This window comes from Dictyobacter sp. Z7_2 (assembly GCF_057551105.1).
Genome location: NZ_BAAJPE010000002.1, coordinates 2,353,766 through 2,367,082, shown reverse-complemented (window position 1 = coordinate 2,367,082; position 13,317 = coordinate 2,353,766). Strand labels below are relative to the sequence as shown.

Genomic DNA, 13,317 nt, shown 5'->3' with positions numbered 1-13,317 from the left:
GGTGCGTGCAGCTCAACATTTATAGGGTAATCGAGCAAAAAGTGAAGTATTGTACGCGCAGACAGGACACTATTTGTCTTCTTTTTTCTCTTTCTGATCGGCATCGTGATGGACTACTTTGGGTTTTGGTGTAACAGGTCGGATATAATATGGTCCCTGGATGGTTGGTACTGTGCCATCAATAAACCAGTCTTTGATAGTAGGCTCGCCCAGATGTGGCAATAGGCCGGTATAGGCTGAGGCAACCGCTCTATGGACGTTAGAGGGGGGTACAAAGTCTGCTACAGGGAAGTGATAATGCTGATTAGCCCAGACCATCACGTCATGCCAGATAGGGCCAGCTCCAGTAATACCGATCACATTATTCATTGGCGTATTATCACTATTGCCAGCCCAGACTCCTACCGTGAGATAGGGAGTGTAGCCCAGGGTCCAGTTATCATTAAAGCTATCGGTAGTGCCAGTTTTAGCAGCAACGGGACGATCCAATTCCAGTGGATTGCCTGGACCAAATTCTTCGTGACGCGCCTTCGTGTCTGACAAAATACTACTCATCAGGAAAGCGACATCCTGACCTAATACGCGTATTCCCCGCACCTTTTGCGGATCAAATTTATAGATCGGTTTCCCGACGTTATTATTGATTTGTAGAACAGTCGTTTGGGGCATACGGGTACCTTGATTAGCAAAGGTAGCATAGGCAGTCGTCATGTTGAGGAGCGATTCTACGCTTGTGCCTAGCGCCATGGCCGCTCCCTGATAACTACGGGGAGTACTTGCTACATTGGAGAGACCAAGGCGGGCAGCAGTCGTCAGGACGTTGGGAATGCCTGCAAATTCTAACGCTTCGACAGCAGGGATATTAAACGAGTTGGCAATCGCTCGGCGCATCGACATCCCAATCGCGCCATGATACATGTGGTCATAGTTACCAGGCACATATGCCTGGATACCGTCAGGAAAATATGTACGCACATCAGCGATATTCATGGCCGGATACCAGCCCATCTCCATGGCAGTAGCGTAGACAACGGGCTTGAATGATGATCCAGGCTGTCGTAAAGCATCGGCAGCCGAGTTGAATTGTCCCTGGATGCGTGGATCATCAGAAGTATCATTGTAGCTGACACTACCATCCATCGCCAGAATCTCGCCAGTACGCGGATCAGTGACAACCACCGCAGCATTATTCAAATTATGCGCAATTCTGAGGTTGGTGTAGCCATACATGTCCGGTGTATCGCCATAGATGCGCTTATAAGTGATATCTTCGACTTTTCGTTCGAGATTCAGATCAAGCGTGGTATAAATAGAATAGCCGCCATCCACCAGATTTTGAGCTCCAAACAGCGGGATCAGTACTTGATCGACAATATAATCGACAAAATGGGGCGCGTTCTTGACGGAGGGAGGCCGTTTAAATTTGAAGGCCTTCATCTCTTTTTGCGCCGCTTTGCTCTGCGGCAAAGTAATCATATCCAGAGCTAACATGTTATTCAAGACGTGCATCTGGCGTTGTAAGGCCGCCTGGCGATTGTAGAATGGCATATATGTGGTGGGACTTTGTGGCAGCCCTGCCAGGAGTGATGCTTCTCCTAATGTCAACTGAGCGACCGCTGGCTTGCATTGTCCTTGCTTATTGCATTGTGGCACCAGGCCAAAGAAATCCTGTGCAGCTGCCTCAATACCGAAATTCGAATCGCCGTAGAAAACAGTATTAAGATACATTTCCATAATTTGAGCTTTAGAGTAACGCTGAGTTAGACCAACGGCCAGCAAAGCCTCAGCACCCTTCATCTGCAAAGTACGATCTTGTTTCAAAAAGAACTGGTTTTTGATCAATTGTTGTGTGACCGTACTGCCACCCTGCTCCGGCACACCATGTTGAAAATCGGTCACCACGGCTCGCAGAATGCCATAAAGATCAACGCCACTATTTGTCCAGAAAGAATGATCCTCGGCAGCCACAGTAGCATTCACCAGCACAGTAGGAATATCGCCAAAGTTCACATACGTACGCCGTCCACGTGGATGCCCCGAAGTATCCGCGCCATGATCATAGAGCTGATACAATAATTTGCCATTACGATCATAAATATGCGTGGTCTGAAAAAGAGAATGTCGCGCGATACTATCAAGCAACGGCAGTTGGGAGTGATAATAGGTGAGGGCAGCTCCACCACCACAGGAGGAGAGCACGATGAAAATAGCCTGTAGTACCAGAGCGACAATGGCTAATCGAGGCATGGTTGGATGAGTGCTACGTTCATGTCGTTTCTTCTGCATGATAATACGATTCATATGTCGACGCTTCTCCAAAACAAGCGTCTGGCGACGAGATTTTTTCGTATCCAATAACTCAGACATACCTCACTTATCCTTCCCCAGACATCCATTTCGACATTGATCGCTATAGCAAGCGGCATACAAAATCGTTTTAAACATACAAATAGACATGAAATATTTCTTTTTAGAATACCATAGTAACTCAAACATCACATTTGTATTTTTCACTTTTATAATCGTGATGCCATTTATATTATACTGAATTAATCTTGTCTATTCTGATTTTCATCTTGCGCTCGGAGAAAAAGAGAGCATATGAGTCCCACCCTTCTATTCCTTTGCAACTCTCAATTGGAGACGACGTATATTTATCAGGAGGGTTTTGTAGACCCGTAAGGTAGGCATCAGCATGAGTCAGCAAGAATTTATTCCTGAATCTCAGGACAACGAAGAACCACAAACACAATCGTACAGCCAGTATAGAACGAGCGATATGCCCAAACGGGACCATCCCTCGGACTATAGTGGCTCTATTCCCGCTTATAGTTATCGAGCACAAGATTCTGCTGGATCACAACAACAAGCCCAATCAGATCAAACGGGCAAAACGACACAACGTCCTCAGTATGGAAAGCAGCAACAAGCAGGCGCCGGGCAAGGAACGTTTTCCTCGACAGCGCAGCAGATGAAAGACTCATTCACGAAACAAAGACAGCGCGCCTTTCAAAATCAGGGCGGGAACAGACAATCCTATGGACCCTACTCCATGGGGACGCGGTCACGAAGCGGTGCAGGCCCAAACTGGGTAGCAATTTTAGTGATTCTTGGGATCGTAATGTTTGTGTTGCCAGTATTGCTCAAGCTCTTATTCGCGCTATTCATTGTTTTGTTCATAATGGGGGCATTTGTGCTGATGCTCGTGGCAAGCCTCATGCTCATCTATCTATTCTACTTTAGGAGGCGCTGGCAGCGTAGCCGCTGGTGGCGCTGGTAATCTCCAGCATCTGGCCCATCTTGTTTGACAAGAGACAAGTGGTTTGTTAGAGTTACAGGGAACGACAGAGAAAAAGTATCACAAGAGAGCCAAACATTGACAGATAATAACATACAAAATACGCCTACGACGCTGGATGAGTTAACAGTAGATCTGACAAATGTACACGAGCTACGCCATCTGCTGGTAGCACATGGTATGCGTCCCAATAAAGCCTTTGGACAAAACTTCTTGATCGATCGCACGATGCTCAATCGTATCGTGCAAGCGGCCGAGATTACCTCTGAAGATACGCTGCTAGAGGTGGGGGCTGGTACGGGCGTACTGACACGTGAATTGGCTCAACAAGCGAAACGCGTCGTCGCAGTCGAGTTAGAGCGCGATATGCTTACGCTTTTAGCCGACACGACCCGCCAGTATAAAAATGTCGAACTAGTAGCCCGTGACCTGCTCTTTTTTAATCCCACAGAATTTTTTGGAGAGACGCCTTATAAGCTGGTCGCCAACCTGCCGTACTATATCACAGCACCCACCTTCAGACATTTTTTAGAGAGTGCCAATCGACCACAGTTACTCGTCGTTATGGTGCAGTGGGAAGTGGCTCAACGCATCATCGCAGAGCCGGGTGATCTCAGTCTTTTAGGCATTAGTATCCAGTTTTACGGCAAGCCAGAAATCATCGCCAGAGTACCAGCCAGGGCATTTTATCCAGCGCCAAAGGTTGATTCCGCTATTTTGCGCGTCAATGTTTTTGAGCATGTTCCTTTGACACTGGCCGAACGCGATCGCTTCTTCAAAGTGGTGAAAGCTGGCTTCTCAGAGAAACGTAAGCAGTTGCATAATTCGCTCACGCATGGGCTACACTACAAGAACGAGCAGATCCGCCTCTGGCTGCAAACAGCGCAGATTGAGGCAAGCAGGCGCGCTGAGACGTTGAGTATAGAGGAATGGATCAACCTATGGCGAGCGATTGAGGAGCCACCGGCGGCTGAGCAGCACGAATGATCCAGTCAAATTCGTCAACAGGCACGTGGGAAGCCAACATGTGCTATGATAGTACACATAAGAAACACAGCAAGGCATTATAGAGCAGCGAGGTCGATATCCATGCTCGGCATGCTATCGAGATAGAAGTAAAGAAGGTACATGCTTTACCCACATATATACGAATAAATATTGTGATGTATACACATAGCATGAATTTCACATAGGAAAATATGAGTTCTATGGCAATGCAGGAACAGTTCTGTGAGACCTGTGGTGCTGCCAATCCCGTTACGGCACGCTTTTGTCAATACTGCGCCACACAGCTCCCATTTCAACATACAACCGGAGAACTACCCGAGCAAACATTGCTCGATAGTCGCTATCAACTAGAGGCACGCATAGGTCAGGGCGGCATGGGAGCGGTCTATAAAGCTGTGGATACACGCTTTAATAATCGACCTATCGCGATTAAAGAGATGAGCCGAGCAGGGCTCTCGCCGGCAGCCATCCAGGAAGCGGAGGCCGCGTTTGAGCGCGAATCGCATCTGCTGGCTGATCTGCTGCATCCGAACCTGCCCCGCATTTACGATCACTTCACGGAAGAGGAGCGATCGTATCTCGTGATGGACTTCATCGAAGGCCAGACCATCGAAGAATACCTGGAAAAAGAGGGCAATGGTCCACTTCCCCTGGAACAAGTACTCAATTGGGGCGAGCAGATCTGTGACGTCTTAAGCTATCTGCACAATCACCAGCCACCAATTATTTTCCGCGACCTCAAGCCATCAAATGTCATGATGAGCGAGAACGGGCATATCTATCTGATCGACTTCGGCATCGCTCGCGTCTTTAAACCCGGCCAGTCTCATGACACGGTCGCGCTGGGTTCGCCAGGCTACGCCGCTCCTGAACAGTACGGAAAAGCACAGAGCACTCCTCGCTCAGATATCTATAGCCTGGGAGCGCTTCTGCACTTCTTACTCACGGGAGTCGATCCTAGTGACCAGCCATTTTTTTTCCGACCAGCAGGACAACTCAATAGTAATGTGCCACAGGAGCTCGAAGATCTGCTCCAGCGTATGCTTGACATGACCGCAGCCAATCGTCCTGAATCGGCCCAGGAGGTTGTTAACGTGCTCCGCTTCGTGGATCAGCAACGCATCAGCGGGACACTCAGCACCACACGTCCATACAGCATCGTACCGCCAACGCCATCCAGTCAGCGCAACAACAATCAGCATCTTAAAGAGGCCTATCGGCTCTACACGCAGCGCAGATTAGGCGAGGCCATGGATCAATACGATCTCGCATTGCAGGTCGATAATCAGAACGCCACGGCCTGGCAGGGACGCGGATTAACACAGGCGATGCGTGGACAACATCGCGATGCGCTGGCTTCGTTTGAGCGTGCCATCAAGATTGATCCCAATCTGGTCACCGCCCTCAATGGCAAAGGGACCGCACTCAACATGCTCCACCGCAATCAGGAAGCGCTGGACATCTTTGATCGTGCCATCCTGCTGGAAAAAGACAATATCATCGCATGGAACGGCAAAGGAGCAGTCTTGAGCGCTCTGGGACAACCAGAGCAGGCTCTGACAGCCTTTGATGTCGCTCTACATTTCGATGCACATATGGCACAGGCCTGGGGAAATAAAGGGCTTGTCCTGCGTCAATTGAAGCGCTATCCAGAGGCACTGCGCGCCTTCGACGAGGCGCTGGCTATCGACAACAATTCTGTCATCTACTGGAACGGCAAGGGGTTAGTGCTGAGCGAGATGGGACGCTATACGGAGGCGATGCAGGCGTATCGAGAGGTTCTGAACCGGGATGCACACTACGCTCCGACCAAATGTGGCATCGGGGATATCCTCTACGCCCAACATAAACTGCGTGGCGCACTGGATCATTATGACCAAGCGCTCAAGACCGATCCGCGTTTCGTTAAGGCGTGGGAGAGGCGTGCCATCGTACTGTCCGATCTCGGCAATTTCAATAAGGCCCTGGAATCCTACGATGAGGCCCTCAATCTCGATCAACGCTATGCACCCGCCTGGAATGGCAAAGCCAGCGCACTCTGCCAGCTGGGACGCTATCAGCAGGCCCTGGATTCGTATAATCGTGCCCTGCTGATCAATCCGAACGTGCCACAATCCTGGAACGGCAAAGGGAACGCCTATTATCATCTTGAGAACTTCAGTATGGCTCTTGATGCCTATGAGCACGCGTTACGGATCAATCCACGCATGGCAACCGCCCAGCATAACAAATCGCTGGTGCTCAAGCAGTTACAGCGCTATGATGAAGCCCTGGATGCAGCGCAAGAAGCTATCAGGTTGGCACCGGTTGATCCCGACAACTGGCTGCGTAAAGCTGAAGCATTGAAGAAACTCCATCGTCGCCGCGAGGCACGCGCTGCGGAAGCAGAAGTGGCACGCCTGCGTGGTGAAGCTTGAGGTTGTCAATGCAGATATAAAACTTCATAGCCAGCCACAGAAAAGCTCTGATAGCCATCTTGTTGCTTGAGTACACGTGCACAGGCTTTGTCACCATGTAACAGGTAGGCAGCATGCGAATCACGTCTGGTCATAGCATAATAAGGTGGGTATTTATTATGCTTGTCAGGCAGAAGCAAACAGTTTCCTGCGGTAACACCACAGGTTATACGCTCAGCGCTCTGGAAGGCCAGGCGATAACATGTCCAGTAATCAGTATAGACATGGGTGATGCCGTGGTGCGATAAAGATGTGATGAGACCCTCTTCTTGCGCATAAGCAGCTTGAGCTTGAGGTACCTCGCTCAGCGTCTCATAGGTGCCATAAATCAGACATAGCATCATAGTAAGCATAAAGGCAATGGCGAGGCAAGAGCAAAGGCTTTTGAACCAGCCGAAAACAAATGGATTCGGTATTCTCCTCCATACAGGCCAAAGCAGAACCGGAGTGGCGATCCAGAGGCATATAAGATAGCGAGCATACAGAGAGGCTCCATCCAGAGAGGCATGGCTACGTGTAAACGAGAGCAGGGTAAGAACCGCTTGTAGCACGATAGCAAAAGCGGCACAAGATCGAATGAACGGTGCAGAGATTTTTTCATCCAGGGAGCGTCTATACCAGGCCAAAAAAAGCTTCCATACTTGTATCCCCAATAACGTCAGTGCAGAAAAAAGCAACAAAAGATAGGTACACGACCAGCCAATATTGAAAGTCATACAGGCTGCGTTCATAGGCTGCACAGGCTCAAAGCCCAACATTTTTAAGCTGGATAAGTCATCTGTATGGCAGAGAGGACTACCAGTGATAGAAGGGATACTATAGATGATCGTTCTAGCAATTTGTTGGGCAACGGTATGCATCGACCAGGCAGGCGATCCTTGCATACCGATCAGAACCGACAGGGAATCTTGACCAGGAGCAGCATGGATATTGTAGAGAAGAAGAGGAAATGCTCCCACTACAAGTCCCAGGAGAATAAAAAGAAATGGTCCTTGCTTCAAATCTTGCCAACAAAAGAAGAAAAGTATCAATGCAGAGCAGATTATGGTGGGCAAAATTAGCAAATCGCTCCATAATCCAACTCCCACCACGATCCCCCAACTAACGTATCCAACGCTTCTCCATACGGGACGAGACTGCGGAGAGGCTACCGAGAGTGAGAGTAACAACGTCAACAGAAAAGAGAGTGTTCCACAGAGCAGAATCTCATCATATCCCCCAAGAGCATTTAGCTGACGAGAAAGTACCGCGTTTGAACCAGAACAGAAAAGCAAAAGCATGCAGAGCGCAAAACGTTTTGTATACAAAAGCGCGGTTAGAGCATAAAATGAGAGTAGAAACAAAAGAAATAACAGAATCAAACCCAGACAAAGCGAAAAAGAGGATTGCCCAAAGATAGGAAAGAGAAAAGCACCGATATAAGCTTCCAATGCTCCCATATAATTTTGTCCGTAAAAAAATATAGGACGCTGCCCCGCTTGAATATGGAGGGCCATAATGCCCATAACTCCCTCATCAGCATTGAATTGAGGCCAGTTGTTATAGGCGAGAAAGATACGCAGTATACCAGCACAAGCAACGAGCAATCCTACATACAACCAATACCCGTCCTTACAATATTGTTCCCTCAACACTGTAATTTATCTTTCTATAACATATTATTCAATCGTATGAGCAAAGCTATCTGAGAAGCCGACACCTTTGGGTTCCAATGGATCTCCCGCACTTTGGATAGAAAGTGAGCTTGATCCATTTTGCGAACAGCAGACATGAATAGCCAGGTTAGCAGTTCCTCATGGCGTGAATGACTTCGATACCTCAAAGAAGCATGACGACGTTGATGATTGTGAGAGCAAAAAAATCGTGCTTAGCGCATTTTCTTTGTGGATTGATCGTAGATAACAATGCTGTTATCCTCATTGTTGTAGTGGGACACAATGGCGGCGTTGAAGTTACGAGAGGATGATCCCTGGAGCATTTCAAAACCAGCCACGTGCATGGCGGCAGGAGGATCAACGCTGATCACGACATCCTTGATCGTGCCCAACTCGCTCCCTTTGGAACCAATCACCTTGCGCGACACTAATTGCTGTCCACGTCCCAGGGGAGGAAGAGCCTTCGCCAACATCTGGGGATTCTTAATGGTCACCCGATCCTTCTCAACCGCCACGATACCCGTTACAGGCAGGGATAAGTTACCATGCAGACGTGTACGCACACACAATGCATAGACAGCATTTGTGCCTTCCTTGAAAAAGAAATCCTCAACTTTACCCAGCGACTTCCCATCGCTAGGAACGATCACATCGAGATTATATAAGCTTGACCACTTAACCGTGGTCTGATTACTCACCATTGATTGCTCCTCAAAAATCAGATTCTAAAATATGGATGATGCGAAATAATCACTGGCCCTATTATACGCCAGATGACTAGTTTTCGCCCAAGGTTCATCGCTCCAAATATTACCACTTTTCACTTATACGAAAAAGGTACCCAATCAGCTGGTTATTCAGCGTCATCCATAGAGAGCCGTCTTTACGGCTGGTGATTCATCACACGTCGCCGCCCAACCATCTCATTGAGGTAAAGGAGACCATGTACATTGTCCAATGCCACCCGCACCACACATACCAGCAGTTCTAAGCGCATACCTACCCTTGATTCGATGAGTCGTCTACGCGAACTTCAGAGCGATCGCCTGCAATTTTTTTCCACCTTAACACAAGAATTTGGAGATATTGTTCAGGTCAAACTCTTCTTCTGGCCCGTAATCATCATCAACCATCCAGATTACATCAAGCACGTCCTGCAAGAAAACCATCGCAACTACAACAAAAACGTCCCTATCTTTAACCTCTTCCGTCCAATCCTGGGCAACGGCCTGGTCACCAACTATGGCGGCGAAAGTTGGCTTCAGCAGCGCCGCCTGATGCAGCCCGCGTTTCACCGCCAACGTACCGCCGCGATGGGAGAGATGATCACCCACTCAACTCAGACCATGCTCGCACGTTGGGATGATCACGCTCAATCCCACAGGCCGCTCGATGTGGCGCAGGAGATGATGCATGTAACGCTCGATATCGTGGGGCGCACGCTCTTTAGTATGGATATCAATGCGGATGCGAATACCTTTGGCGCGGCCTTTGAGGATGCCAACGCGTTTTTGCTCCAATATTTCAACCGCCCATTTCCACCCTTGAGTGTCCCGACACCTGGTAATCGCCGCTTCAAGCGCGATCTCAAGACGCTCGACAACGTCGTCTATGATATTTTGCGCCAACGGCGCGCTAGTGATGCCGACAATGGTGATCTGCTCTCGATGCTCATGCAGGCGACCGATGAGGAGACTGGTCAGGGGATGAGCGATCAGCAGCTACGCGATGAGGTCATGACGTTGCTCATAGCAGGCCATGAGACAGTCGCCAACGCCCTGGCCTGGGCCTGGTATCTGATCTCACAGCATCCCGACGTGGAGCAACGCCTGCACAACGAACTGGATCAGGTCCTGGCTGGACGTACTCCTACGCTGGATGATCTGACAAAGCTTCCCTATACGCGCATGGTCTTTGAAGAATCCATGCGACTCTATCCACCGGTATGGATCATCATGCGCAAATCCATCCAGGATGACACACTGGGAGAGTATCAACTGCCAGCGAATACATTCGTGGCCTGGAGCACTTATACACTGCATCGCCATCCAGACTTCTGGGAGCGGCCAGAGGAATTCTATCCAGAGCATTTTAGCGCCGAAAATGTGGCTCGACGTCCACATCACGCCTATCTGCCCTTCAGCCATGGGCCACGCATCTGTATCGGCAACGTCTTTGCCATGACCGAAGCTCATTTGATACTGGCTACCGTCGCACAGCACTATCGGCTCTCCCTCGTGCCAGGACATCCAATCGAGCCGCAACCGTTGATGACCTTGCGTCCGCGTCATGGCGTACTGATGAATCTTCAAAAGCGCTAAAGCACACGCTCTTTGACCAGCTCAGGGATGGGCTCCACAAAAGGTCCAGCCTGATAGAGGTCATCTTTATTCCAGAGAGCCTGCGCGACAGCCGCAGTGCTGGCAATGAGAAGCCATAACATGAGAGTGGCAAATGATAGAGCCACTTTTGTATCCTTGAGCCGAAAAATGGAGACGAAGACGCTGGCAATGGTCAAAATGAGGTAGAGCAACGTTAAGATCAGCGCATTGATAGGAGAGCGTAGAATAAAATATGCGGCATTAAAAGCAATGAAATCAAGCCAGGTAGCGGCCTGCAAAGCCAGATATGACGTCCGTCCGGGAGTATCAGCAGGCATATTCAGAACGCGTAAATTTCCATAGATCACAGAGAAGTTATTGATCGTCCAGGCGGGACCAAAGGCCCAGGATGGAGGTGTAATCTTCGCTTGCTTTAAGCGTCGGAAATAGGAGACATCTCCAAAGAAAAGATCACGTGTATTTTTGCCTTTGTAACCAGTCGCAATACTTACCAATCCCGATAGGCCAAAGGTAAGTGCCTGGATAACAACATAAAAGGCGATCCCATGATACCAACGCCATCTGGACATATAAATACTCCTTGCAATATTTCATATCAACGCTTTCTTTGTTAAGACGCCGAGACAATGCAAGATGAGTACCTTTTCCCTAAATGCTGTGAAGAGAGGAATAAAAGCCCATAGGTGCGAATATAAGCAATCACAACATTTTCTCTCGTGCATGAATTGCACTTATGTCTTGATATACCTCAAATGTAGCACAGGGGTTTTACGCCCCTGTGAGCTCCCATACGACATTTTCGGTCTCAGCGCCTCCCTGGCAACATGATCAATGGGGGCTTTGACGCTATGGGAGCTCACAGGGGCGTAAAACCCCTGTGCTACATTTGGTTATTTAACGGGTAATATGCGCTTGAAATGAAAAATACCCTCGGTGAGCTTGCATACGATGTTCCACTCGACGTACACAACGCTCAATCCCAGTACAAAGTGCTGGGGAGCTATCTTATACGAGTCAATGGAACATCGCACGCGAGCTTACAACGTTACTTTATGGCTTTTTTGTCAGATCTTTCACAAGATTTGTCACGTTTGGTGAGCCCCAACCAGTCAGCATGTCCCAGCCGGGACCGGCGTTATAGCCTGGTACACCATAAAGTGCATTGTTTCCAGTGGTAATATCATGGAAGTCTTTAGCATAAGCAGGGCTATCAGCCAGTGCATACAACGCTGGATTCAAGAAACCAAGCGAGCAGTGACCATACTGGTTAGCAATGGCGGTAATACCAGCCCATTGAGGTGCTCCTGCGCTTGTTCCACCAATATTGTAATAGCCAGCCTTATCAGCTCCTCGAAAACTAAAGTAGAGCAAGACCGATGATCCAGCGTAGGCATCATAGGCAATATCGGGAGTCCCACGTTTACCGTTCAGTTGCGTCTGCATTGAGGCAGGCAGATGAGCAGTCTGATACGCAGGCTCGGCATAGTATTGGCTAATACCGCCGCCAGTCGCCACATAGGGTGGCACATCCCAGGCGGTCTCTCCGAGATAATTCATATTCGCATCGGTCTGCACTTGTGTTCCACCCACGGTTGTGACGTAGGGAGAAGAGCCAGGGAACAAGACGGTGGGATAGGGATACACGTTCTCCTGAGTGACATCGTCGTTCGCTGTCCCGTAGTCACCCGAAGTACCTAAAATGGTGACGTGTTGAGCAGCCGCTTGTTTATAAAAATTGTTGTAGTCGGTAAGAATATGCTCGTCTGCTGGCGTGAACAAGGTATTTTCAGCAGTACCCCAGCTTTGAGAGAAAATCTGCCCGAGATGATTTTTGAGCGCATATTGCTCCAGCTGAAGGAATTCAGGCAGGCCCTGGATACCCTGTGTCTCGTCAACAGGACTGGTTAACAAGACAATGTTAGCATCTGGAGCAATGGCGTGTGCCCATTCAACATCCAGCGTTGTTTCAACGGCCCAGGCATCGTCATGATTCACCGTGTCCGTGTCATCGAAGGTATGCGTGCCCAGAGGAGCCAGGATCTTCAGGCTCGGAGGATCAGGAATACCAAAGCCAGCATCAAAGGTCTTTAAATCCTGTGTCAGGGTCGGGCTACCATAGGAGTCGATAATCACGATGGTCTGACCTTTGCCGGTATAACCAGCGTTGGTCAATGGATCTATATTATAGATCTTGCGCATATCTTGAGGACTATAACAATCGATGTTATATTGGGAACGGCAAAGCGCATCGCTTGGCGGAACCGACCCAGCTAGGAGCAATGACTGAGTATGCTCATCAATATGCCCCCCTGCAGGGACTGTGGATTGTGCAAAGCTCCTGCGCGCAGGAGAAAAAAGTAGTACCGAAGCCAAAATCAACACCAGGCTCATAAAAAAGACAATTACCGCTGGACCGCGCAATCGTCGTGCAGAAATTTGACGTAAAATCCTTTTCAAAGAGAGACTCCTTCAATAAAGCAATCATTAGCGCTATAGACTAGCTTTAACACTAAAAAAGAAACGTTGATCCCATCAATGAACTTTCATAACAGAGTTTT

The 13,317-nt window shown here is 48.8% G+C and carries 9 protein-coding genes; 4 read left to right on the top strand and 5 right to left on the bottom strand.

From position 1 onward, the window contains the following. Positions 1–69: 69 nt before the first annotated feature. On the bottom strand, positions 70–2,367 hold the full coding sequence (locus AC27N8_RS23370) for a transglycosylase domain-containing protein (RefSeq protein WP_487069876.1): 2,298 nt from the start codon (positions 2,365–2,367) through the stop codon (positions 70–72). A 328-nt stretch (positions 2,368–2,695) separates the two neighbouring features. Here AC27N8_RS23370 and AC27N8_RS23365 point away from each other — a divergent pair, with 328 nt between their 5' ends. The 3 genes from AC27N8_RS23365 (at position 2,696) to AC27N8_RS23355 (ending at position 6,723) form a co-directional block, all read left to right on the top strand. Next, on the top strand, positions 2,696–3,280 hold the full coding sequence (locus AC27N8_RS23365) for a hypothetical protein (protein ID WP_487069874.1): 585 nt from the start codon (positions 2,696–2,698) through the stop codon (positions 3,278–3,280). Between the two features lie 96 nt (positions 3,281–3,376). Continuing rightward, complete coding sequence (gene rsmA, locus AC27N8_RS23360; RefSeq protein ID WP_487069872.1) at positions 3,377–4,285, top strand: 16S rRNA (adenine(1518)-N(6)/adenine(1519)-N(6))-dimethyltransferase RsmA; 909 nt, start codon at positions 3,377–3,379, stop codon at positions 4,283–4,285. Positions 4,286–4,506: 221 nt separating this feature from the next. Beyond that, positions 4,507–6,723 carry a tetratricopeptide repeat protein gene (locus AC27N8_RS23355; protein ID WP_487069870.1) on the top strand — a complete coding sequence of 739 codons (2,217 nt, stop codon included), beginning with the start codon at positions 4,507–4,509 and terminating at the stop codon, positions 6,721–6,723. 5 nt (positions 6,724–6,728) lie between these two features. Here the strand turns inward: AC27N8_RS23355 and AC27N8_RS23350 are convergent, their stop codons facing one another. Next, the gene (locus AC27N8_RS23350) at positions 6,729–8,360 is read right to left on the bottom strand and encodes a hypothetical protein (RefSeq protein WP_487069868.1); all 1,632 of its coding nucleotides are present in this window, start codon (positions 8,358–8,360) and stop codon (positions 6,729–6,731) included. 269 nt (positions 8,361–8,629) lie between these two features. After that, on the bottom strand, positions 8,630–9,118 hold the full coding sequence (locus AC27N8_RS23345; RefSeq protein ID WP_487069866.1) for a PRC-barrel domain-containing protein: 489 nt from the start codon (positions 9,116–9,118) through the stop codon (positions 8,630–8,632). Positions 9,119–9,367: 249 nt separating this feature from the next. On the opposite strand from AC27N8_RS23345, the gene AC27N8_RS23340 reads away from it, so the two are divergent. Next, on the top strand, positions 9,368–10,738 hold the full coding sequence (locus AC27N8_RS23340) for a cytochrome P450 (protein WP_487069864.1): 1,371 nt from the start codon (positions 9,368–9,370) through the stop codon (positions 10,736–10,738). On the opposite strand, the gene AC27N8_RS23335 is transcribed toward AC27N8_RS23340, so the two are convergent. After that, entirely contained in the window at positions 10,735–11,328 is a 594-nt protein-coding gene (locus AC27N8_RS23335) for a tryptophan-rich sensory protein (protein ID WP_487069862.1), read from the bottom strand. The two genes, AC27N8_RS23340 and AC27N8_RS23335, sit on opposite strands and share 4 nt — an antisense overlap. A gap of 481 nt (positions 11,329–11,809) precedes the next feature. Then, positions 11,810–13,216, bottom strand: a complete 1,407-nt coding sequence (locus AC27N8_RS23330) for a S53 family peptidase (RefSeq protein ID WP_487069860.1) — start codon at positions 13,214–13,216, stop codon at positions 11,810–11,812. Positions 13,217–13,317: the final 101 nt, after the last annotated feature.